Raw genomic sequence first — 23,680 nt, 5'->3', positions numbered from 1 at the left:
TCCGCACGCTATATTAATTTCACGATAAAATACTGTTGTTATTTACAGCAGTCCAGTACAATAAATCCTTTACCCTAAACCACCGTATGATCAGATAGCAATGCGTCAGCATTTGCCGTGCTGTTCATCCCGTAACGTGTGATTAAAACCATGTCAGCAGCCAACAACCGGTCAAGAGATTTAATAAATGGCGACATAAGCCAGACACTGAAAAGCATGACGGTGCCTATGATCGTTGGCATGATCATGATGATGAGTTTTGGGCTGGTAGACACGTTTTTTGTGAGTTTGCTTGGCACTGAGCCTCTGGCAGCCATCAGTTTTACCTTCCCGGTGACGTTTACGCTTATTAGCCTGAATATAGGTTTAGGGGTGGGCACGTCTGCCGTGATTGCAAAGTTAGCCGGGCAGGGGAATCAGGATAACGCCAGAGAAACAGGCTCCGGTGCAATAATGTTATCTTCATTATTAGTGGGCATTCTTGCGGTAATCGGCGGCTTTACCGTTGCGCCGGTTTTTTCTTTACTCGGCGCCACCGACAACCTGATGCCATTCATTCAGGATTATATGTATATCTGGTACTTTGCGTCGGTTTTCCTGGCTATTCCGATGGTGGGGAATAGTGTTCTGAGAGCCAGAGGCGATACCAAAACACCCAGCGTGATAATGGCTACCGGTGGAGGTATTAATGCGGTGCTCGATCCCATTCTTATTTTTGGGGTGGGGCCAATCCCTGCAATGGGAATTGGTGGTGCCGCGTTAGCTACTCTCATATCCTGGATCGTGTGTTCAGTATGGATATTGTATCTCCTGGCAAAACAACGGGGGTATATTTTACCGCGTTTGCTCACGCCCTCAGAGTTTATGGTTAGTAGCCGCTCCATTTTGCATATAGCGCTGCCTGCGGCGGGCGCGAATATGTTAACGCCCATTGCTGGCGCTATTCTGACGCGAGTCGTGTCTGGCTATGGTGAAGAAGCAGTTGCAGCCTGGGGGGTGGGAAGCCGGCTGGAATCGTTTACCACCATCGTGGTGCTGGCATTGTCGATGACGTTACCCCCTTTCGTAAGCCAGAATTTGGGCGCAAACAAATTTGACCGGGTAAAACAGGCATACTGGACGTCAGTAAAATTTGTGATGGGCTGGCAGTTGTTGCTGAGTATTGTGCTTTGGCTGCTGTCTGAAGTTATTGCGTCATTATTTGCTAAAGAGCAGGCGGTAGCAGATCTAATCCAATTATTCCTGCTTATTGTACCTTTTGGTTATGGATTACAAGGGATCATTATTCTCACCAACTCATCGTTAAATGCGTGTCACCTGCCCATGTCTGCATTAACGTTAAGTATCATCCGCTTATTTGTATTCTTCGTACCTATAACAGTAGCAATGGGCTGGGCATTTGGCCTAACCGGCATTTTTGCGGGCGCAGTGGCAGCTAACCTTTGCATGGCAATGGTGTCGATGTATTGGTTCCGCCGCTCTTTACGTGTTTTACAAACTCAAACTGATTAGCAGGTAACAGCATGACGAAAGGTTTTGAACTGGTATCCAAATATCAACCCGCTGGTGATCAGCCTAAGGCGATTGCATCCCTGGTAGACGGATTGGAGAGTGGTCTTGCCCACCAGACTCTGCTTGGGGTTACAGGGTCGGGTAAAACCTTCACCATGGCGAATATTATAAACCAGTTACAACGCCCAACTCTGGTATTGGCACACAATAAAACCCTGGCTGCCCAGTTATACGGCGAAATGAAAGAGTTCTTTCCCAATAATGCCGTAGAGTACTTTGTGTCTTACTACGATTATTATCAGCCTGAAGCTTATGTGCCCAGTACTGATACCTTTATTGAGAAAGATGCGTCAATAAACGATCATATCGAGCAAATGCGATTGTCGGCAACCAAAGCACTAATGGAACGCCGCGATGTTGTTATTGTGGCCAGCGTGTCGGCCATTTATGGTTTGGGCGATCCCGAATCTTACATGAAAATGCTGCTGCATTTGCGCCAGGGCGATACGATTAATCAGCGCGATATTTTGCGTCGCCTTGCAGAGCTACAATACAAGCGCAACGACCTGGCTTTTGAGCGTGGCACGTTTCGTGTGCGCGGTGATGTGATTGATATCTTCCCTGCGGACTCAGAAAAGCAGGCGGTACGGGTAGAATTGTTTGACGAAGAAATCGACCGTATTAGCTTGTTCGATCCGCTAACGGGTTCGATAGACAAAAATGTGGTGCGGGCAACGGTATTTCCTAAAACCCACTATGTAACGCCTCGGGAAAAAATTCTGGAGGCCATTGAAAGCATTAAAGTGGAACTGTCCGACCGCAAGAAACAATTGTTAAGTGTGAATAAGCTGCTGGAAGAACAGCGCATCAGTCAGCGAACACAGTTCGATATTGAAATGATGATGGAGCTGGGCTATTGCTCGGGTATTGAGAACTATTCGCGCTATTTGTCTGGCCGTGCGCCTGGTGAGCCGCCTCCAACATTACTGGATTATTTTCCGGCCGATGGCTTACTGTTTATCGACGAATCCCATGTTACCGTGTCGCAGATAGGTGCGATGTACAAGGGTGACCGTTCACGTAAAGAAACGCTGGTGGAATACGGTTTCCGCTTGCCCTCTGCGCTGGATAACCGGCCGCTCAAATTTGAAGAGTTTGAGCACATTTCACCGCAAACTATCTACGTATCTGCTACCCCGGGAAATTACGAGCTTGAAAAGTCTGACGGTGAAGTGGTGGAGCAGGTAGTGCGGCCCACAGGATTGTTGGATCCCGTACTTGAAGTTCGACCCGTAGCAACTCAGGTTGACGATGTGTTATCTGAAATACAATTGCGGGTTGCTGTAAACGAGCGGGTACTGATAACCACGCTTACCAAACGCATGGCAGAAGACCTCAGCGAGTACCTTAATGAGCACGGTGTGAAAGTGCGTTACCTGCACTCAGATATTGATACGGTTGAACGTATTGAGATCATCCGCGATCTTCGTATTGGCAAGTTTGATGTGCTGGTGGGGATTAACCTGTTACGGGAAGGTCTGGACATGCCAGAGGTCTCGTTAGTAGCCATTCTGGATGCCGATAAAGAAGGTTTCCTGCGTGCAGAGAAGTCGTTAATACAAACCATTGGCCGTGCCGCACGGCATATTAATGGTAAAGCCATTCTTTATGCTGATACCATTACTAAATCAATGCGCAAAGCCATTGACGAAACAGAACGCCGGCGCGCCAAGCAAATAGCGCACAATGAAGCGAATGGACTGACGCCACAAAGCCTGAATAAACCCATTACCGATATTATGGATTTGGGCGATTCTGTTGCGCCACAGGCAGGTAAAATTAAACTTCGCAAGGTGGCCGAATCCAAACAGGCCGCCAAAGCTGCCTCTGCTACCGAAATTATGGGCAGAATTGGTGAATTGGAAAAAGAGATGTTTGAGTACGCACGTGAGCTTGAGTTTGAAAAAGCAGCATCGTTGCGCGATGAAATTGAACAGCTTCGCAAGCAGGTAGTGTCGTTGTCTTAAGGGATTGTTTGGCAAAGGCATATACCCACAATTGAGAAATATTTAACATGACTAAAGCACAACAAAACAACCCGCTGCATGGCGTTACGCTGGAAAACATTGTTACCCGATTACAAGCCCATTACGGTTGGGATGGCCTGGCGGCAAGGGTGAATGTCAATTGCTTTAAGAGCGATCCGTCAGTTAAGTCATCGCTCAAATTTTTGCGTAAAACACAATGGGCGCGAGATAAGGTAGAACAGCTGTATATTGCCACGTTTGTTGAAACGTCACCCTGGCGGCAATAGGCGGGTTTTGTTTGGTTATTTGTTGAAATCAGGCTTACCAACAGCACTGATTTACAGCGAAGTATGTGAGTATTAAGTTGTACTGACTCATACACGAGCTAACAGTCTGGGATTTTGAGTTCAACCAAACCCGACAGTCTGCAATAAGTTAATGCCCGAAAAGAGCGAATAGCGGACATAAGCGGCGGTAAAGAATACTGAGTTCCAATCGTTCCTAACCAACACTCACCAAATTGTTTGTTGTCTGAAATTGGCCGTTGGTTACTTTACAGAAATCAGGTCGAAATTAAGTTAGCGCGAATGCATTTCTTGCTTAAATATCACTCAAAGTTGACGATGCACTATCAGTCACTGACTTTTAAAAAATACACATTCTACGTTATAGCACGGAAGCAATGTACAACAGACTACAACGCTCACTTTCTAAGTTTTTTGGTTTCGCATTTACGCTCTGTTTTTCGCTATCCGTGAATGCAAGTGATGAGAGCGACCTACCACCTGGATTTAGAACCAGACTGACTTTAGACCCAGTTCTCGGAGTCATTTACAGAGGGGGTAGAGATAATTCTTGGAGTGATGCTGATATTTATAATTCATTAAGTGGAACTCAAAATATATTAAAAAAATAGAGGTTCCGGTAACATGGGTGTGGCTAAATTTTGTCCAGATGCAATGGAATGTATTGGAGGATACGCATTTCTTAGTGCTTATGCTGCAAGTAAAAGAAGTAGTAAAAGTAATCCTGTTGAACAGTGAGCGCGGTCAATAAATTTATTTGCCCGTTCCTAAACAAGTTCTTTCGAGCTATTCAATGCTTTTTGATTACTTGAATTGGAACGGGGTTTAGATACTGCTTCAACGTTTCAATACCAGGCCGTCTGGTTTAAGCTCAATATAAGTGCTGTCACGGTGTGATAAAGCTGATCAGAATAGGTAACGTAGCCAGTGACATGATGGTTGAAAGTACTACAATACCAGCAACTTTTTCTGGCTTTTCAGTATACTTTAAAGCCAGTAAATAGTTTGACACTGCCGCAGGCATTGAGGCCTGTAGTATTACGACACCTTTCAAAATACCCTCTAAATCGAGCGCTTTTGCTGTTAAATAGCCGATAGTAAAACCAACAGTTAAGCGCAGTAGGCCAAGAAAAAAACTTCCTTTAACATCAGCTATACTAAGTTGTGTTAATGACACGCCAAGCGTAATTAACATCAGTGGAATCGTCATACCTGCTAATAAATCAACGGTATTCTGCAGCCCTAACGGTAATGTGCTATCTGTGGCAAACAACATGAGCACAACTACTGAACTATATACCAATGGTTGTTTGAACATATTTAACAGTGACTTTAAGAGATTGCCGCCCCAGGTGAGCATGGCAATACCCAGCGTGAAATTCAGCATCGCCAGGGTCCAAAAGTAGCCTAACGCTAATGCTAATCCACTTTGACCAAAAGCAAAAAGTGCCAAAGGAAGGCCCATATTCCCGTTATTACCAAATAGTAAGGGAGGGAGAATTTGCCTTATTGTTTGGCGTGAGTAATACAAAATAACAGAAATGACGATGGCGCTGAAAGTAAACACTGTAAAAGCAGCCAGGGAAACTTTCTGCAACAGTTGCAACTCAATATCCGCCTTACCCAATACTGAGACAACCAGGCAAGGTGCACCAATATTCATGACCATACGGGTAATAAAATCGGCGGGATAAGCATGACTGCTTCGTCCCCAGAATATACCAATACCTATACACACGAAAATAGGCGCAATGACGCTCAGAAGCTCAGTAATCATGACTACCCTTTATGTCTGTTGGCCTGAGAAGTTCTCTCAACATTATGATAATTGAGATAAAAGTTTATCCAGGGGCACAACGGAAGCGTATTTTAAGTTCAAATCGTGCAGATTGGCCTGATGGGCAGCTTGATTGCGATCGCCTACGGCTTCTTCAGGAATAATGACAGGATAATTTGATTGTAAGCCATCTATCGCCGTTGCCCTGACACAGCCGCTGGTGGTTAAGCCTGTAACGACTAAAGAGTCAGCTTCCATTGTTTTAAGGTCTTCTGTTAAAGATGTACCAAAAAAGGAACTTGCCCAACGTTTCTCAATGACTTTCTCAGTCGGTAACGGGGACAATCGGTGATCAACTTGAATCCATTCAGAGTCCGGAGTCAGAACGTTTAAATCAGGCAGCTTTGCCCTAAATACACTGGCTTGCGCTTCATTGTGGTAAACAACGGTGGTGAAAATGACCGGTAAGCTTTTTGCCCTGAAGCTTGCCAGCAGTTTTTGATTGGCAGCAATAACATCGGGGCAGTCACAGCCTAATGGACAAGCCGGATCCGTAAACCCTTTTACCAGGTCTACCAGTATTAGTGCTGGTCGTTTGCCAATCTGAACAGGTGTAGATTGTAGAGACATAAAAACTCCTGGAGCATGCTTGCGCATGCTCCATTTACATAGTTATTTAATGAATACAGGGGCCACGGGTGCGGGTAAACCCGTTTCTTTTTCGCAATTTGCGCGAAGCGTTTCGATGTCGTTACCGCCGTCAAAGAGGGGGAGTTCATCGGGTCTTTCACTAGCCATAGACGCACGTAATGCAGTTGTTGCTTCTACATCCACCTCGCCGTTACTGGTAATGATGACACCATAGTTTTTAGCACCTTCAATGGTAACTAAATTACGATCAACATCATCTTTCACTAATTGAGGGTCGCGTTTAAGCGGATCACCCCAACCAGCTCCACCCCAGGTATTGAAGTACAGCACATCACCGGCTTGTACTTTAATGCCTTCTTTTTTCGCGGGCAGCCATTCGACAGTGCCGTCTGAACGTACCATCTTCTTAGTGGAGCGGGCACCGGGTTTTCCTCCCAACACACCCCAGGGGTAAGTTAACCAGCGGTCATCGTGAATACCAATTTCACCATCACACAGGAAGTGATATGCCACACTCAGGCCGTTACCGCCGCGATGCAAACCAGCACCGCCTGAATCCGGGATGGTCTCGTAACGCTCAACACGCAGTGGGAAATACGATTCAATAAATTCGTTAGGGACGTTGGTGAAACCTGGCCATAAGGAATGACCGTCTGGTCCATCGCCCACAGGCCGACCCGGAATGCCGCCAAAGCCAATTTGGAACAATTGGAACCATTCGCCTTTGTCATCGTAACCTGAGTAGAACAGGTGCGGTGAATCAGAGAAGCCCGCTGCGTTGAGCAGTTGCTCTGGCGCGCCCATACCGAGCAAGGCACCAAGAATGTCAAAAATACGCCCAAGCGCGTGGGTACGACCAGATAAGGCTGCAGGATAATTTGGTTTTAACAGACTGCCCTGAGGAATGCGTACTTCAACCAGATCATAAAATCCGTCATTGAAGACAATTTGCGGGTCGACCACGTTAATGGTAAAAGAACCGAAGAACATTTTGAACATGTCTTCATTCATAAAGAAGTTAACCGAACTTTGCGCCTGAGGATCGGTGCCATCAAAGTCGAAAAAGACCTTGGACTCTTCGCGCCACATTTTGCATTGAATCTTATATGGACCCATGCCCATGCCATCATCACAAAGGTAATCGGTGAAGGTACGTGGCTCTTCTGGGATAAAATTGCGGATGATATGTTCCATAGCATCAAAGTTACGTTTTAACATGACGTCCATCGTAGTGTTAAACACATCGTCACCAAAACGTTCTGCAATTTCCACACAGCGACGCGAAGCGGTGTTACAGGCAGCAACCAAGGCGTTTAAGTCAAAGCGGTTCCACTGTGGTGTTCTTACATTGTGTAAAATAAGCTCCAGCAAATCGCTTTGTAACTGACCTTTCTTATACAGCTTGGTGGGGGGAATACGCACACCTTCCTGGAAGATGTTGGTTGCTTCAATCGGCATCGAACCCGGCACCATACCGCCATTGTCAGACATATGACCAAACATCGACGTCCAGGCAATTAGTCGCCCATCTTTAAATACCGGCACCAGTACAAGCCAGTCGGGTAGGTGAGAAACCGCTGCATTACACATATAAGGGTCGTTGGTAAGAATGATATCGCCTTCTTCAATATCGGCTTCATACACCTCTAAAAAAGGGCGGATAAAAGAACCAAACTGACCGACGACCATTTTGCCATCACGGTTTGCAATCATCGGAAAGCAATCGCCTTGCTCGCGGATCCCCGGTGACATGGCGGTTCTGAACAGTACCGCATCCATTTCTTCACGGGCATTGCGCAATGCGTTTTCAATAAGGTCGACCGTTACGCCAGGGACGTCAGGTGAGGTAAACGGTGTATTGTTTGTTTCAATAATTCTAGCTGACATGTGTCTCTCCTACTCAACAGGGGTGATCAATAAGTTACCAACGGCATCGGTTTTAGCCTGATGGTCTGGCAGAATGACCGTGGTTGAGTCCATTTCACTGATAATGGCAGGACCTACCACAATGAGGTTTTCGTGAAGCATTGCGCGATTGTAAATCACCGCGTCATGCCATTGGCCGCTGTAGTAAAAGCGCGTATCAGAAATCTTACAGTCTGCCAGGGTATTGGCGCTGTTGGCGTTGCTTACAATTTCCAATGACTGACTTTTCACTTTAGACACCGCACGGATCATGAGAATTTCGTGACCATCTTCCAGCTTGAAACTAAACAACTGTTCGTGTTCTTTATCGAACTGCTCAGTGAGTAGGCTAACGCCCTGCGATTGCAGTTCAGCTTCAGTAAAGTTGACTGTAATCTGGAACGCCTGACCCACATAACGCAGATCGGCCTGATAGGTTACTTCATGCTGCTCAACCGGAATATCATCTGCCAGTAAGGTTTCACTGGCTTTATCTTTCAGCGCTGTCAGATCGCTCAGAAGCGTGGCTTTATCCAGCGATGATGCCTGTGTCAGGTAAGTTCGCGATGCTTCATCCTGTACTTGCGTAGTCGCATCACCATAGGCGCACAGTACACCGGGGCCCGGCGGCACAATTACTGGCCAGGCGTTGGATAAAATCCCCAGTGCATTAGCATGTAGTGGACCGGCACCGCCAAAACCTACTAAGGCAAAGTTACGTGGGTCATAGCCTTGTTCAACAGAAACCAAACGCAGTGCGCCAAACATGGCTTCGTTAACAATCTCAATGATCCCTTCAGCAGCCGTCATAATGTCAATGCCCATGGCATCAGCTACTTTTTTAACTGCTTTTTCAGAGGCTTCGCGACTTATTGTCATCTTGCCGCCAAGTTGCGCATCGGAGGGCAGGTAACCCAACACCACGTTTGCATCACAGACTGTGGGTTCTTCACCACCTTTTAAATAACAGGCAGGGCCGGGCACCGCGCCAGCGGACTCAGGACCCACTCGCAACGCTTTGGTTAATTCGGGAACAAACGCAATTGAGCCACCACCAGCCCCAACCGTACGAATATCAACTGATGGAGCGCGCACACGCACATCACCCACGATAGTCTCGCGGCGCACCATGGCTTTAGCATCCTGAATCAACGCAACGTCTGTTGAGGTGCCGCCCATATCAAAGGTCAGAATATCGTTGTATCCGGCGCGACTACAAAAATAGGTTGCACCGGCAACGCCGCCAGCCGGGCCTGACATTAGCAGGTTAACCGGTGAGTCTGCGGCACTTCTTGTTGAGGCGAGGCCGCCATCAGAACGTAATATAGACAGTTGAACGTCTTTCCCCATTTTCTCTTCAAGAGACTGGCTCAGATTGTGTACATAGCGCGACACTTCAGGGCGAACAAAAGAATTCACTACCGTGGTTTCTGTGCGCTCATACTCCTGCATTTCCGGCACTACTTCACTGGATATGGAAATCGGAATCTCGGTAAAAATTTCCGCCGCAATGTCACGCGCCTGTTGTTCCTGGGCTGGGTTAATGTAAGAGTTGATAAAGCAAATAGTAAGTGCTTCCAACGACGTTTTTGCTTTCAGCCTGATAAGATCCTGACGCAACTTATCGGTATCCAGTTCAGTGACGATGTTACCTTTGGCATCAATACGGCCCGTTGCACCAATGGTATTAGTGAGCGGCGCCAACAATGGGCGTTTGACATAGTTAACCCAGCCACCCAGACCGCCAGGGCAATAAGAACGTGCTACCTGCAATATCTGTTCGTATCCTGCTGTGGTCACCAGACCAACATTAGCGCCTTTGCCGGTTAAAACCGCATTGGTTGCTACGGTTGTTCCGTGCATTACGCGTTTTATTTTCTTAGGATCAACGCCAGATTCCTCACAGATTCGATTTACCCCATTGAGAACACCAATAGAGGAGTCCTGCGGGGTTGAAGGTACCTTAGCGGTGAACTTCTCACCGGTTTCTTCGTTTATTAAAAGGAGGTCCGTGAAGGTTCCCCCTACATCTACACCTAATCGGTAAGCCATAATTGTCTCCTTGCCTCTGTGCTAATGCAGAGTGTTTTGGGTTATACCCGTTTCAAATAAAAGCGAATTACTTTCCTTCAAGCGTTGCCGTGAGGCATCGCTTTCATCGGTTATTTCATGCTCGTGCCTAAATTCGGGCACAGCAGTGCCCTCCGGTCTGAAATTGAGAATCAAACCGGTGATTTACAGTTTTTATAACGGCAATAACCGCAGGTGGTCAGGTAGTTAACGTGTTTGCGATAGCAATACGGTGCTATGCAGGTTGAACTACCTGACGCATTCGGTTACCGGCGTGGGACCTTAGATAGAAAGTCGTAAGCTTGGGTTATTTCTTCTAAAGGTTTGACTGGTTGATCAAACTCGAAATAAGCATGTTCAACGCCGGCTATTTGGCTGGCTTTTAATAAGCGCCCAAAGTCTTCAACGCCATGACCAGGCAAAACGATTTTTCCCTTTTTATCGTGGTCTTTAAGATGCACAAGGCGGTATCTGGTAGGGTATCGCTCAAGGTATTTCACAGGATCAACACCAGCAAAACTTGCCCACATGAAATCCATTTGAAGTTTCACATGGTCTGGGTTAGTTTCCTGCACCATCAGGTCGTATGCAGTGCTGTTATCAAGCGGCGCAAATTCATGATTATGGTTGTGCAGGGCAAACTTCATCCCTGCTTGCGCACAGAGTTCTCCGGCAAGATGAAACGCTTTGATGTGTTGTTTAACTTCGGCTAAACCATAGGATTCTTGCCAGTTAAGCTGCCAGACTATGTATTTTTGACCTAAAACTTGCGCGCGTTCTATAGCTTCGCTTACGAATGCGTCGACCCGGTTAAAATCAAATGCTGCGATGAATATCTTAATGATTTCATCCCAACTGATAAGGCCGCGGTTATACTTTGAGAACGATTCATATAAATTTCCAGGCATCAGATGCTGGGAATACGTTTTCAGGCCAAATTCGTCTAGTTGCGCTTTTAACTGAGTAGGTTCCAGGTTAAATGAGCCCATGGTCTCTACTTTGCGATATCCGATTTCAGATACTTTTTGTAAAGTGCCGCTAAAATCCGCATCCAGCAACTTCATGACGGTAAATAGTTGCAGGCCAGGTTTTGAATAGTATTCACGTCCTAAGGCCATTGAGGGGGCAGCGTAAGACGCCGCCGCCAAGCATGATAATGCCTTGATAAATTCTCGACGTTTCAAGGTTAACTCCTAACTCCAACGAACTAACTTACAAGTGGTCAGTCCGGTTGTTGGTTTAGGGGCATTAATTTATATGCGCGGTGCTGTTGCGGATGACAAGTTCATGACCCAATACGACTTCTCGTACTGAAGATGCCGGATCAATGTAATAATCTAACATCAACCGCATCGCTTGTTCGCCCACTAACGAAGAGGGAAGAGCGACAGAAGTAAGTCCTGGATTGGCATATTCTGCATAACGCAAATTATCCATTCCAGTAACGCTGACATCTTCAGGAACTCTAATTCCTGCTTTCGCCAGTGTATGAATGACTCCTATCGCCATTTCATCGTTTTCGCACAAGATGGCTGTAAATGGAATATCCAGAGATAACAGGTATTTGGTTGCCTTAGCGCCCGACTCAAGGGTATAACCACCTTCAACAAAAAGTGTTTCGTTGATTATGATCCCTTGTCTTCTCAACCCCAACCGAAACCCTTTTTGGCGGTCTCTGCTCATTTGGAGTGAGGCTACACCACCTACACAGGCAACTTTGGTATGGCCCAGTTTAGCAATATGATCTGCTGCCAGTGCAGCAGCTTCGATATTGTCAAACCGTACGCGCGGTAATTGCGCGTTGCTATTATATTCACAAGCTAATATGACCGGTGTAGGTGACGTTTGCACATCTAAGTGCTTCACCGGGCCCGGGATATTCGTATCGAGAATAATCATGCCATCAGCCTGTTTACCTGCGACCATGGCGTAATGCCGGTCGAGTAGTTCCTGTTTACCTTCTGTAATACCAAGCATCACCTTGATGCCATTTTCACGCGCTATATTTTCAATGCCCTGTACAAATCCAGAAGTAAACGGGTTGGAAATATCTGGTACCGCCACGATGACTGAGTCAGAACGTTGTGTTCTTAAGCCACTTGCCAGCATGTTCGTTCTATAAGACAACGAGTCTACTGCTTCCATGACTTTCTTGGCAGTTTCGGGTTTTACCTTGTGCGGTTCTCTCAGGGTTCTGGAAACCGTCGCAATGGACACTCCCGCGTGTTCAGCTATATCCTTAATATTAGCCACCGGCTATTACCTGTTTTGTTGGAGATCTGCCTATGTTAATCATCCTGATTCAGAATAAAAAGCGCATATTTCAGATTTCCAACAAACGTTTACATTCTGGTATCTAAATTACTAAAATTAATACTCGTAGGTGACTTTTACGCCAAAGGTTCGTGGTGCTGCAAATTGCACAAGATATCCGCCAGCGTAGCCTGCTTCTTCCGACAATGTCAGAATTTTCTGATCCTCGATATTGCGGACATAGGCACTGTATTCAAAGGCCGAGCCGTCGATAGAGTACTTCAGAATAAGATCTGATTTTGTGTAAGCTTCCTGATATTCCGTAGCGATGTTTCGATAACTAAAGTAGTTTTCACCTTGGTATCGTGTTTGAAATTTTGCAGTCAACAGAGAGTTTTCAAACACGAAATCATGTGAATATCCAAAGGCCGCTGCAAAAGACGGAGCCTGTGGTAGTTCATTGCCGCTGTAATCGTTTTCAGAAGGACAGGTAGAAGAGCTAACTGTGCAAAAATCATCATACTCTGCTTTCAGCAAAGATAAGTTGAGTGTGACATTATCCTGCTTGGTAGGACGGTATTTCATGTCTAGCTCAGCACCATAAATGCTGGCTTCACCTGCGTTATATACCTGTGCTACGCCTGTGTCAGGGTTGGTCTGTTGCACCTGTAAGTCAGTGTAGTCATAGTAGAAAACACTTGAATTCAACTGCATGGTGTTATCGAGCAGGAAACTCTTAGAGCCGACTTCATAAGCCAAAATCTCTTCTGAGGTATATGATGAGGTATCTTTGAATCCACCCGCCTTGTAGCCACGGTCTATTTTGGCGTAAAAGAAGTGATCATCAGACTGTGTCCAGTTTAATCCCAGGTGCCAGGTAACTTCATCATCGGAAAATGCATTATCAACTTGTGAGAAAGTGCCCGTACCGACATCAGCCTGACCCGTTTGTGTTTTTTTATCATCGGTATAACGAATACCTGATTCGAACATTAGATCGTCCGTAATATCAAACGTAGACTGGAGGAAAACGGCCTTTGATTCAGAGGTTGTAACATAATCAAAGGTATAGATATCAAGAGGTTCATCGGCACCGACATCAAGTTGGAAATAAGCTGGTCCTTTGCCTTCTTGGTCAAAATAATATAATCCTGTTTGGAAGTTAAAAGGGCCATTTAAGTTAGACGTTAAACGAACTTCATGATTGACTGTGTCGACTTCTGAACCTTGTTTAAATCCCCAACCGGCGTTTGTTCCGCCGTCCTGGTCGTTATTGCGATCAAACTCCAGGTTCCGGTTACCACCTAAATAACTCACTGTATAGTCGTTAAGGTTATAGTTAAACTCCCAACGGAACGTTTGCGTTTTAATATTCAGGACGCCCTGATTATTGAGGTCCCATTTTTTATCGTCACCTAACTGCAAAGTACCATCACTATTGATGTCTTCATAGGAAATACCTTTGAGTACTGAGCCTGTGCCATCGACATCAACAAGTTCAGCAGTTAATAAGGCAGAAAAATCTTCACTTGGTTCGTATCTAACATGTATACGGCCGGCCATTTCTTGTTTTGCATCGCCGTTTTCAGCTAATCCGTTATCGCGATAGCCATCAGTGTCACGGAAGATACCTGCAACACGCACAGCAAGTTCATCATTAACGGGGATATTTGCCATTAACTCGGTATCAACGGTGTCATAATTACCAACATCAACACTTGCCCGGTATTCTTTGGCGAATGTTGGTTTTGCTGTAATCATGTTGACCGCGCCGGCTGTTGCATTTCTTCCATGCAGAGTGCCTTGAGGTCCGCGCAATACTTCCACTTGTTGGATATCAAAAATTGCCGCATTAAGGCCTTTGGAGTCCTGGAGGTAAAAGTTGTCAATACTGACCGCAACTGCAGGATCACCCGTTTCAGAGTAATCGCGGCTAGATACGCCACGTATGGTGATGAGGGTGTTGTCGTTATTCTGAGCAATGTTCAATGTTGGGGCGACGTTGGCTAAGTCGTTAAGCTCAGTTACGCCCGAGTCTTTCAACGCTTTATCATCGAGTACCACCATAGCGATACCTGTGGTTTGCTCTTCGGTAGCTCGCTTTGTCGCGGTAACCTGAATTTTCTCAATAGTCCCATTATCTTCTTTCGGCATTTCAGTCGTTTGTGACTGGGCTGCGTGAGGAAGTAGTGCTAGGGATATAGCTACTGCTAGCGTCGACATTTGTCGGTTGACATTAATGAACATAGTTTCTAACTCCACTTGGTTATTTATGATAACGTTTACATAATATCATTCAAAAATAAAACCATTTTTATCTTATGCTGAAGATAATTTTTAAATTTAATATAAAACAATGATTTAAGTTTTTATGGTTGTTTTTGTTATATATCTAGTTTTGTTGGAAATTGATTTTTAGCGAGTGTTTTTGTTTGATTTTAGTGCAATTGCACTGTTTTGATGCGTCAATGTAAAGCTTTACATTTATCTCTAAATTAAGTAAAAGTAAAAAAATCATTTTGGCAAAGAAGTGGGTTTACAGTTATGCAAAACGCGAAATTACTTCAGCGACGCACGCTGGTAAAGCTATTAGCAGCGCTGCCGCTGGTGGTATCCATGGATACTTTTAGCGTGGTTGAAAAAAATGAAAATGATGCGTTTATATGTTGTGTCGCCGAAGCGCTGATCCCCGGGGCGCTTAAAATACAACCATCGAAGTTGCTCAAGGATTTAGTCAAAGTAGGGTGGCTCGGTCTAACGGAGAATTCTATTGCTGTGGTTAAACACAGTTTGGATTCATTTAAAGGCAACAAATATTCTGAGCTGACACTGGCACAACAGCGTGCTGTTTTGTCTGAGTTTGATGAGTGCTGTTACAACAGCCCTGATAAGCTTGAGTCCCAACACTGGCTTCTTTTAAAAAACGGTTTGCTGAGTCTGTATTTCAGTTCTGAGATTGGAGCTTCAGGAACTTTGTCCTATCACCCCGTACCTGGGCAATGGCGTCCGGATATCTCAATAGCCGAAGCAACGCCGGCGATGTATAACGATTGGTTAGCAGTGTGGTTCACATGAAAAATGATTACGACGCAATTGTAGTAGGTTCTGGTATTTCTGGTGGCTGGGCAGCCAAAGAATTAACCGAGCGAGGACTTACTGTATTGATGGTTGAACGCGGTCCTGCTGTTGAGCATCGCGTTGATTACAAAAATGAAATGAAGTCGCCGTGGGAAATGCCCTTTAAAGGCTTTAATAATCCTGAAATGCTGGCAGCAGATTATGCCGTTCAAAGCAAAGGTACTAACTTTGATGAATGGTCAATGCATCATTTTGTTAAAGATTCTGACCATCCCTATCAAACAACGTTAGAAAAGCCATTTCAGTGGCGCAGAGGCTATCAGCTTGGCGGTCGGTCTTTAACCTGGGGCAGGCAATGTTACCGATGGAGCGATATTGATTTCTCGGCTAATGCTAAAGACGGATATGGCACTGATTGGCCTGTACGATATGCAGATCTCAAGCCCTGGTATGATCATGTTGAATCTTTCATTGGCGTTAACGGAACAAAGGAAGAGTTGATACAACTCCCTGACGGTATTTTCCAACCGCATATGCCGTTGAGTGCGATTGAACAGCTATTGGCAGACAGAATTGCAAGTTCCTATGACGATCGGCGGTTGATTCCTGGTCGCTCCGCTAATCTCACGCTTCCAAAAGAGGGGCGGGCACCTTGCCAGTATCGCTATATCTGTCATCGGGGCTGTAGTTTTGGCGCTTATTTTTCAACGCAAAGTTCTACCTTGCCGGCTGCACGAAAAACCGGTCGACTCACGTTATTGACTGATACGATTGTCGAAAAGGTAAATTATGACCCAACAGCAAAAAAGGTGTCGGGTATATCATGTATTAACGCCATTACTGGTAAACGAGAGCAATTTACTTCAAAAATCGTATTTTTGAATGCGTCGGCGTTTAACAGTGTTGGCATTCTTTTGCGTTCCCAAAATGACACTTTCCCAAACGGTCTGGCAAATTCCAGCGGCACGTTGGGCAAATATATTATGGACCATGCGACAACATTGTCTGTCGCTGCAAGTATCGATGAACTGAACGATCGCAGCTATTTTGGTAATCGTCCTTCTAATTTTATTATTCCCAGATTCAGAAATATCAATACGGCGTCAGAACAGTTTCTTCGTGGTTACAGTTACCAGGGGGTTGGATTCAGAGCTAACTGGAAACGCGGTGCCCATGAAGCCGGTACCGGCGAAAAACTAAAGAATAAGCTGTCGAAGCAAGGTGAATGGCGTCTACTAATGGTTGCTTTTGCGGAAAGTCTTCCGGTAGCCAGTAATCGTATTCGTCTTGCTGATAAGAAGGATAAATGGGGGTTGCCACTCCTTGATATTTCACTCAAACACGGCGACAACGAACATAAACTTCTTAAGGATGCCGCACAGCAAGCACGTGCAATGCTTGGCCTGACGAAAAGCGAGATACTGGCCTCTTTTGATGAACCGGAAAATGCGGGCAGCGCGGTTCATGAGATGGGAGGCGCACGAATGGGTAGCGATGCGCGCACCTCCGTGGTGAATAAATGGAATCAAACCCACGATATCCCCAATTTATTTATAACCGATGGCGCAGCAATGAGCTCGTCAGCCAACCAAAACCCGTCTTTAACTTATATGGCATTTACCGCCAGAGCGGCTGCCTATGCAGCGAATAAAGTCAAAAACGGACAGTTGTAATGATTAGATTAACCCTTGTTATTAAAAATTAGAGATCACCATGAGTAAACCTTTAAATGGCATTAAAATTCTCGACCTGACGCATATGCTATCGGGCCCTTACTGCGGCATGATTCTGGCTGATTTAGGTGCCGAAACGATTAAAGTAGAGCCGCCTCAGGGCGAAGGTACACGAAAGTTACTGGCAACTGATCCGAAAAACTCTCTGGATGGGATGGGGGCCTACTTCATAACGCTAAACAGAAACAAGCAAAGTGTCTGTATTGATTTAAAGTTTGAAGACGGACTGGCAGTATTTTACGAACTGGTAAAAGCTGCAGATGTGGTGGTCAACAACTTTGGTGCGGGCGTTCCAGCTAAGTTAAAAATTGACCACGAGCATTTGAAAGCCATTAATCCTCGCATTATTTGTTGCTCTATTACCGGGTTTGGCAGCAATGGACCAAACTTTAAACGGCCGGCTTTTGATCAGGTGGCGCAGGCGACCGGTGGTGGTATGTCGATTACCGGGATGGATCCGGAAAGCCCGGTTAGGGCCGGTATTCCTATTGGCGATCTTGGCGGTGGTATGTTTGCGGTGATGGGGATCCAAGCCGCTTTGCTAGAGCGGGAACGTAGTGGTCTTGGTCAGGATATTGATATATCGATGCTGGATTGTCAGATATCGCTACTCAATTATATGGCTACTATGTATTTCCTGTCAGGAGAAAACCCCGAGCCCATTGGTAACTCGCATTTTGTTCATGTGCCATATAACACCTTTAAAACCGCAGATGGCTTTGTAGTGATCGCGGTGATTACCGATAATTTTTGGCAAAACCTGAAAGGCGTCGTCAATATTCCTGAATTAGACATTCCGGAACTCGATGGTCAGCCGGGCCGCTGGGCACAGCGGGACTTTATTGAAAATAAGCTCAATGATGTTCTGTCACAGAAAGCCACCGCTTACTGGATTGAAAAGCTTGAAAAAGCAAGGATCCCATGTGCCCCTGTTAATAAATTCTCTGATGCGTTGTCCGACGCGCAGGTTCTGCACCGCAATATGGTGGTAGAACTCACATCTTCGAAGGGCAATGTGACAAAAGGGCCTGGAAATCCGATCAAATTTTCCCGTACCAACGAAGAATCCTTCAGTGCCGCGCCTGAGGTAGGCGAGCATACCGAGGAAGTCCTGATGCGAGTTGCTGGCTTATCTAAAGAGCAAGTTGCCACGTTGCGTGAAATCGGAGCAATTCGATGACGACCAGGGAAATTATTACGATTAACGACGTAGGGCCACGTGATGGGCTCCAAAATCAGACGAAACACTTGTCAGTTGATGAACGCTTGTTACTCATTAACGCTTTAGTTGATGCGGGATTACCTGCAATTGAGGTGGGCGCTTTTGTTTCACCCAAAGCGGTTCCCGCAATGGCTGGAACCGACGAAGTGTTTCAGCAATTGGATCATTCCGATGGTGTGGTTTATTCCGCGTTAATTCCAAATGCAAAGGGTTTTAAGCATGGAGCAGATCTCAATGTTCCCTTAATGTCGTTAGTATTGGCTGCCAGTTCAACGATGAACGAAAAAAATATTCGCATGACGACGGCGTATGCCCTTGAGATGGCACAGTCTGTTCTCGAACTCTCAAAAGAGAGAGCGTCGGCGGTACAAGCCTATGTCGCTACGGCGTGGGAATGTCCATTTGAAGGCCGTGTATCGGGAGATGAGGTATTGCGATTAAGTGCCTTACTTCTGGAAGGCGGGGCAAGCAAAATTGTGATTGCAGACACAATTGGCGCAGCAGATCCTGATGCAGTGTATAAGTTAATGAGACGGCTGGCGAATGAGGTCGGTGCTTATAATTTGTCGTGTCATTTTCATGATACCCGAGGTATGGGCGTAGCAAATGTTTATGCCGCTATTGAGGCGGGGATACGCCAGTTTGATGCTTCAATAGGTGGTTTGGGAGGATGTCCTTTTGCGCCCGGCGCGACGGGTAATGTTGCTACAGAAGATGTCGTTTTATTAGTGGAACAGATGGGATATCAGACAGGAATAGATATGCCCGCGCTATTGAAAGCCTCTGATCTTGTTTCTGTGCTAACCGGCAATTCTCCCGGAGGACGCGCCAAGCCTTGGCTTAAGAAAAATCACAGCATCGCATTATAGACGACTAATTGAATACAAAAGAGTACCAGAAAGATGAGTAAGACACTGTACGATAAATTGTGGGATGCACATTTCATCACGGATATCGATGGTGATGGATTGTTGTATATTGACCGACACCTCATCCATGAAGTGACATCGCCGCAAGCCTTTGATGGACTTGCCCAAAAAGGACGCAAGGTAGCAAGACCCGAAAAAACCATTGCTACCATGGATCACAGTATTTCAACACGCTCGCTTTCTCTGGATGCATGTGGTCCAAAGAACGCTCAGCAACTGAGAACCTTGGCAAAAAATTGTAATGAACACGGCATTGTATTGTATCCGGTAGGTCATGAAAGTCAGGGTATTGTGCATGTAATGGCCCCCGAAATGGGATTAATTCATCCCGGTATGACAGTGGTATGCGGTGACTCTCATACCGCCACACATGGTGCCTTTGGAGCGTTAGCATTTGGTATAGGCACTTCGGACGTCGAGCATGTGTTGGCTACCCAAACTATTCGTCAGTCGAAAGCTAAAAGTATGAAAGTGGTGTTTAACGGTCAATTGTCTAAAGGCGTCACTGCTAAGGACCTGATCCTGGCGCTTATCGGAGCGATTGGCTCAGCTGGTGCTACAGGCTATGTGATCGAATATACCGGTGATGCGGTGCAGTCGCTGTCGATGGAAGGCAGGATGACAATGTGTAATATGAGCATTGAGGCCGGAGCAAAAGCAGGCATGATTGCACCGGATGAGACTACCTTTGAGTACCTGGCTGGTAAAGCGAATGCACCGACCGGTGCAGACTTTGAACGAGCTAAGGCCTACTGGCGTTCACTGCAGTCTGATGCTGACGCAAGCTTTGATAAAGTTGTTACGATTGAGGTCTCTGACCTTGCCCCACAACTAACCTGGGGGACGAATCCCGGTCAAGTAATCGGTGTCGATGGAGCAGTCCCAAATCCATCTTCTGCAATGGATGACACGCTTCGGATATCGAACGATAAAGCTCTTCAATATATGGGTCTGACGCCTGATACTCTGGCCACCGATATTTCGGTCTCTCACGTTTTTATTGGCTCTTGTACCAATAGTCGGATAGAGGATTTACGAGAAGCAGCCTTGGTCGTAAAGGGGAAAGTAGTGTCCTCAGCAGTAACAGCTATTGTTGTACCGGGTTCTAATCGCGTAAAGGTACAAGCTGAACAGGAAGGCCTCGATCAGATTTTTATTAACGCTGGATTTGAATGGCGCTTACCCGGTTGTTCCATGTGTTTGGGCATGAACGACGATTTACTGCAAGACGGCGATCGATGCGCCTCTACCAGCAACCGAAACTTTGAAGGTCGTCAGGGCAGGGGGGCTCGAACTCATTTGGTCAGTCCGGCTATGGCTGCCGCTGCCGCTGTTTACGGAAAATTTGTTGATGTTCGTCAGTTACCGGTAGGAGAGTCGATATGAAGGCAATCACTGTAGTTAGTGCGAAAGCAATTCCACTATTAGAAGATAATATTGATACCGATCAGTTACTTCCTAAGCAGTTTTTAACTGAAATCTCCCGCCAGGGATTTGGAAAACACTTACTGCATGACTGGCGATATCTTGATAGCGAGGAATCGGTGCCGAATCCCGATTGTGTGCTTAATCAGGCGCAGTATCGAGGGGCGGAGATTTTAGTCACCGGCGATAATTTTGGTTGCGGTTCCAGTCGCGAACATGCGCCTTGGGCGATTGCTGATTTCGGGATTCGCATTATTGTGGCTAAAAGTTTTGCCGACATATTCAGGGCAAATTGCCTGAATAATCAAATTCTACCTGTAACGTTGCCTGCAGCTGCAATCGACGAGATTGGTGACCTGGTCTCGCGTATGCCTGATACGTTACTCAAACTAGACTTACCTGAACAGGTGCTGCATGTTGGAAGTAAGTCATATACCTTCGATATAGAAAGTCATCATAAGAATAATCTGATTGGAGGTGTCGATAAAATTGGTCGTACCTTACTTGAAATTAATCTGATTCAGGAGTTTGAGTCAAGGTCACAGAATATTTTCTGATTCACCTTTGTCAATGGACACCATCATCAATTAATCATTTCTAAAAGGTCAATATTAAGATGTCTTCACTTTTTAAAAAAATCTCGTATGCAGTGGGTTTTATGCTGTTCATAAATGCCACTATCGTCTCAGCAGAGTCAACAGACGGTGCCAGAAACATTATTTTTGTGTTGGTCGATGACCTCAGGTTTGACGGTATGGGATTCTTACAGGACGAGCTTGAAACTCCCAACATAGATGAGCTCGCTGAAAGTGGCGTCTATTTTCCAAATGCAGTTGTTACATCTTCACTTTGTTCGCCTAGTCGGGCAACTATTCTAACGGGGATGACAGCACGAAATCATAAGATTGTAGACAACAATAACTCCTCAGAAGAAGGGTTGGTGTTTTTCCCAAAATACTTGCAGGGTGCGGGTTATCAAACTGGCTTTTTTGGGAAGTGGCATATGGGTGAGCATTCGGATATGCCAAGAGAGGGATTTGATAAGTGGGTGAGTTTTCCGGGGCAGGGCGCTTACTATCCCAGCGATTATATTCCGCCCCATTTACAAGAACAGGGTGTGGTAAATCAGTTGAATGTAGATGGTCAACATGTTGACCAGAAAGGTTACATAACGGATGAACTCACTGGCTATGCATTGAACTGGCTGGAAAGCGGTATTGATAAATCAAAGCCATTTTTTTTGTATTTAAGTCATAAGGCTGTTCACTCAGATCCTTTACCTGCTGAGAGGCACAAAGGTCAGTATGATAATGTAAATTTCAAACTACCAGACTCTGCTGAAGTGACAGAAGAGGACGCCAAGAATAAGCCGATGTGGGTTCATAATCAGCGTAACAGCTGGCATGGCAATGATTTTATTTTTGCCACTGACTTAACCATGAAAGAGTATATTAAACATTACTATGAAACATTGTCAGCCGTTGACGAAAGTTTAGGTGAATTGATGAATTATCTTAGAAAAAACGATCTCATCGACAACACAATGGTTGTATTTTACAGTGATAACGGCTTTTTAATTGGTGATCATGGTCTGATAGACAAACGCAATGCTTATGAAGGTTCAGTACGAGTGCCGCTTGTAATCAGCGCTCCCGGACTACTCCCGAAAGGGGAAATTAAAAATACGGTAGTAAGAAATTTAGATTTAGCGCCGACTTTTCTGGATTTAGCAGGCGTGGCATCTCCTGTGCAATTTGAAGGTAAAAGTTTTTTACCGGTAGCATCGGGTAAAGTCAATGAAGAAAACTGGGATACTCCCGATTTTGTCTACGAGTATTATTGGGAATGGTCGTTCCCGTCTACACCAACCACTTTTGCTATTCGTAGAGATAATTTGAAGTATATTCAATATCACGGAGTTTGGGATATCGAAGAACTTTATGATTTGGATTCAGACCCAAATGAAATGCGTAATCTGATCAGAGATCCCAAATATGCGTCACAACTTTTACCCCTGCGCAAGGCGCTTTATAATGCCCTCAGGCCGGCAGATGGGAGCAAACCGTCAGTACCGTTTAATGCAAAGCTGGCTGAGGGGATGAATCTACGCAATAAGGATGGCCTTAAAGCTGCGCCATTTCCCGAATGGTGGCTGGTTGAACCTAATCGAACCGATGTCTATATGGGAGTATTTCCTGATACACCGCTCAAGTTGGAAAAGCAGCGAAAAGGTGAGTTTTACTTCCCCTATATGGAGAATACGGATAAAGCTGTAAAACACTAATGCATTCCATGGCGAGAGTGAATCAACAATGATGTACTTACTATCAGGCACAATTCCCACAAAACTCAGGTGTTGAGTCCCACGTCTGTAAAAGTCCGCTACTCACACTAAAGCAGCCATCGGCACTTGAAGTGCCCTACGGCTGCTTTTTACCAATAGCTGAAATGTCAGAATTTATAGAGTTCTTTATTTGTACTTCGTCAGGTCAGAACTTATCCAATTAAGTGCTACTTTGAATGAACAGCCTGCGCAATCATCGGTACATACTCAGCAAACCACTGATTAGCCTGCTCATCAAACGCTGCCTCTTTGCCATCCAACTAATAAGCGTTATTCAATTTGCCATCGATAGTTTGAATAACCAGCGTGTATTCGTGGTCTTCCTGAACTCTCAGCTCGATTACCGTGTTATCGGGCAAGCTTACAATGGCCGGTTACGTCTCATTTAGCTAAATGCGTTGCTTGTGCTGCAGTATGGGCGCCTGTCTATGCAGCTGTATATTTAAGTT

The 23,680-nt window shown here is 45.5% G+C and carries 17 protein-coding genes; 10 read left to right on the top strand and 7 right to left on the bottom strand.

Going from position 1 to position 23,680, the window contains the following annotated elements; genetic code table 11:
- Positions 1-150 precede the first annotated feature (150 nt).
- Genes FJ444_RS00575 through FJ444_RS00565 form a run of 3 tightly spaced genes read left to right on the top strand, consistent with a single transcriptional unit; the run spans position 151 to position 3,826 of the window.
- Positions 151-1,512 carry an MATE family efflux transporter gene (locus tag FJ444_RS00575; protein WP_255438840.1) on the top strand — a complete coding sequence of 454 codons (1,362 nt, stop codon included), beginning with the start codon at positions 151-153 and terminating at the stop codon, positions 1,510-1,512.
- Positions 1,513-1,523: 11 nt separating this feature from the next.
- Positions 1,524-3,539, top strand: a complete 2,016-nt coding sequence (gene uvrB / locus FJ444_RS00570) for an excinuclease ABC subunit UvrB (protein WP_140955969.1) — start codon at positions 1,524-1,526, stop codon at positions 3,537-3,539.
- A gap of 47 nt (positions 3,540-3,586) precedes the next feature.
- Positions 3,587-3,826, top strand: a complete 240-nt coding sequence (locus FJ444_RS00565) for a VF530 family DNA-binding protein (RefSeq protein ID WP_140955968.1) — start codon at positions 3,587-3,589, stop codon at positions 3,824-3,826.
- Between the two features lie 904 nt (positions 3,827-4,730).
- Here FJ444_RS00565 and FJ444_RS00560 read toward each other — a convergent pair.
- The 7 genes from FJ444_RS00560 to FJ444_RS00530 all read right to left on the bottom strand — a co-directional run bounded on the left by FJ444_RS00560 (position 4,731) and on the right by FJ444_RS00530 (position 14,747).
- On the bottom strand, positions 4,731-5,621 hold the full coding sequence (locus tag FJ444_RS00560; RefSeq protein WP_140955967.1) for an AEC family transporter: 891 nt from the start codon (positions 5,619-5,621) through the stop codon (positions 4,731-4,733).
- Between the two features lie 42 nt (positions 5,622-5,663).
- Positions 5,664-6,278 (bottom strand): isochorismatase family protein, encoded by a 615-nt coding sequence (locus FJ444_RS00555; protein WP_255438839.1) that lies wholly within the window; start codon positions 6,276-6,278, stop codon positions 5,664-5,666.
- Positions 6,279-6,293: 15 nt separating this feature from the next.
- Positions 6,294-8,159 (bottom strand): hydantoinase B/oxoprolinase family protein, encoded by a 1,866-nt coding sequence (locus tag FJ444_RS00550; protein WP_140955966.1) that lies wholly within the window; start codon positions 8,157-8,159, stop codon positions 6,294-6,296.
- A gap of 9 nt (positions 8,160-8,168) precedes the next feature.
- A complete protein-coding gene (locus tag FJ444_RS00545) occupies positions 8,169-10,229 on the bottom strand; it encodes a hydantoinase/oxoprolinase family protein (RefSeq protein ID WP_140955965.1) in 2,061 nt (686 codons plus the stop codon).
- A gap of 284 nt (positions 10,230-10,513) precedes the next feature.
- Positions 10,514-11,431: a sugar phosphate isomerase/epimerase gene (locus FJ444_RS00540; protein ID WP_140955964.1), complete on the bottom strand. Its 918-nt coding sequence runs from the start codon at positions 11,429-11,431 to the stop codon at positions 10,514-10,516.
- A 64-nt stretch (positions 11,432-11,495) separates the two neighbouring features.
- The gene (locus tag FJ444_RS00535; RefSeq protein WP_140955963.1) at positions 11,496-12,500 is read right to left on the bottom strand and encodes a LacI family DNA-binding transcriptional regulator; all 1,005 of its coding nucleotides are present in this window, start codon (positions 12,498-12,500) and stop codon (positions 11,496-11,498) included.
- A 117-nt stretch (positions 12,501-12,617) separates the two neighbouring features.
- Complete coding sequence (locus tag FJ444_RS00530; RefSeq protein WP_140955962.1) at positions 12,618-14,747, bottom strand: TonB-dependent receptor; 2,130 nt, start codon at positions 14,745-14,747, stop codon at positions 12,618-12,620.
- A 297-nt stretch (positions 14,748-15,044) separates the two neighbouring features.
- Between FJ444_RS00530 and FJ444_RS00525 the strand changes: the two genes are divergently transcribed.
- From FJ444_RS00525 to FJ444_RS00495, 7 genes are read left to right on the top strand one after another with little or no spacing between them, the layout of a single operon-like run.
- Positions 15,045-15,575 carry a gluconate 2-dehydrogenase subunit 3 family protein gene (locus FJ444_RS00525; RefSeq protein WP_140955961.1) on the top strand — a complete coding sequence of 177 codons (531 nt, stop codon included), beginning with the start codon at positions 15,045-15,047 and terminating at the stop codon, positions 15,573-15,575.
- Positions 15,572-17,251: a GMC oxidoreductase gene (locus FJ444_RS00520; protein WP_140955960.1), complete on the top strand. Its 1,680-nt coding sequence runs from the start codon at positions 15,572-15,574 to the stop codon at positions 17,249-17,251. The genes FJ444_RS00525 and FJ444_RS00520 overlap by 4 nt, the downstream gene beginning before the upstream one ends.
- A gap of 40 nt (positions 17,252-17,291) precedes the next feature.
- Positions 17,292-18,491, top strand: coding sequence for a CaiB/BaiF CoA-transferase family protein (locus tag FJ444_RS00515; protein ID WP_140955959.1), 1,200 nt, complete (start codon positions 17,292-17,294; stop codon positions 18,489-18,491).
- Complete coding sequence (locus FJ444_RS00510; RefSeq protein ID WP_140955958.1) at positions 18,488-19,402, top strand: hydroxymethylglutaryl-CoA lyase; 915 nt, start codon at positions 18,488-18,490, stop codon at positions 19,400-19,402. Before FJ444_RS00515 ends, FJ444_RS00510 begins: the two co-directional genes overlap by 4 nt.
- 33 nt (positions 19,403-19,435) lie before the next feature.
- Entirely contained in the window at positions 19,436-20,848 is a 1,413-nt protein-coding gene (leuC, locus tag FJ444_RS00505) for a 3-isopropylmalate dehydratase large subunit (protein ID WP_140955957.1), read from the top strand.
- Positions 20,845-21,444: a 3-isopropylmalate dehydratase small subunit gene (gene leuD, locus FJ444_RS00500; RefSeq protein WP_140955956.1), complete on the top strand. Its 600-nt coding sequence runs from the start codon at positions 20,845-20,847 to the stop codon at positions 21,442-21,444. The genes leuC and leuD overlap by 4 nt, the downstream gene beginning before the upstream one ends.
- Positions 21,445-21,503: 59 nt before the next feature.
- The gene (locus FJ444_RS00495) at positions 21,504-23,171 is read left to right on the top strand and encodes a sulfatase (RefSeq protein ID WP_140955955.1); all 1,668 of its coding nucleotides are present in this window, start codon (positions 21,504-21,506) and stop codon (positions 23,169-23,171) included.
- Positions 23,172-23,680 lie beyond the last annotated feature (509 nt).

This window comes from Aestuariibacter sp. GS-14 (assembly GCF_006494365.1).
In the GTDB taxonomy this organism is placed as follows: Bacteria; Pseudomonadota; Gammaproteobacteria; order Enterobacterales; family Alteromonadaceae; genus Alteromonas; species Alteromonas mangrovi.
The sequence above is the reverse complement of the archived record's forward strand: the minus strand, read 5'-3'. Positions and strand labels throughout refer to the sequence as shown.

What these genes read in the sequence shown, in the direction of transcription:
- FJ444_RS00575 (WP_255438840.1), top strand. Translation starts at nt 151, where the DNA reads ATGTCAGCAGCCAACAACCGGTCAAGAGATTTAATAAATGGCGACATA.
- uvrB (WP_140955969.1), top strand. Translation starts at nt 1,524, where the DNA reads ATGACGAAAGGTTTTGAACTGGTATCCAAATATCAACCCGCTGGTGAT.
- FJ444_RS00565 (WP_140955968.1), top strand. Translation starts at nt 3,587, where the DNA reads ATGACTAAAGCACAACAAAACAACCCGCTGCATGGCGTTACGCTGGAA.
- FJ444_RS00560 (WP_140955967.1), bottom strand. Translation starts at nt 5,621, where the DNA reads ATGATTACTGAGCTTCTGAGCGTCATTGCGCCTATTTTCGTGTGTATA.
- FJ444_RS00555 (WP_255438839.1), bottom strand. Translation starts at nt 6,278, where the DNA reads ATGCGCAAGCATGCTCCAGGAGTTTTTATGTCTCTACAATCTACACCT.
- FJ444_RS00550 (WP_140955966.1), bottom strand. Translation starts at nt 8,159, where the DNA reads ATGTCAGCTAGAATTATTGAAACAAACAATACACCGTTTACCTCACCT.
- FJ444_RS00545 (WP_140955965.1), bottom strand. Translation starts at nt 10,229, where the DNA reads ATGGCTTACCGATTAGGTGTAGATGTAGGGGGAACCTTCACGGACCTC.
- FJ444_RS00530 (WP_140955962.1), bottom strand. Translation starts at nt 14,747, where the DNA reads ATGTTCATTAATGTCAACCGACAAATGTCGACGCTAGCAGTAGCTATA.
- FJ444_RS00525 (WP_140955961.1), top strand. Translation starts at nt 15,045, where the DNA reads ATGCAAAACGCGAAATTACTTCAGCGACGCACGCTGGTAAAGCTATTA.
- FJ444_RS00520 (WP_140955960.1), top strand. Translation starts at nt 15,572, where the DNA reads ATGAAAAATGATTACGACGCAATTGTAGTAGGTTCTGGTATTTCTGGT.
- FJ444_RS00515 (WP_140955959.1), top strand. Translation starts at nt 17,292, where the DNA reads ATGAGTAAACCTTTAAATGGCATTAAAATTCTCGACCTGACGCATATG.
- FJ444_RS00510 (WP_140955958.1), top strand. Translation starts at nt 18,488, where the DNA reads ATGACGACCAGGGAAATTATTACGATTAACGACGTAGGGCCACGTGAT.
- leuC (WP_140955957.1), top strand. Translation starts at nt 19,436, where the DNA reads ATGAGTAAGACACTGTACGATAAATTGTGGGATGCACATTTCATCACG.
- leuD (WP_140955956.1), top strand. Translation starts at nt 20,845, where the DNA reads ATGAAGGCAATCACTGTAGTTAGTGCGAAAGCAATTCCACTATTAGAA.
- FJ444_RS00495 (WP_140955955.1), top strand. Translation starts at nt 21,504, where the DNA reads ATGTCTTCACTTTTTAAAAAAATCTCGTATGCAGTGGGTTTTATGCTG.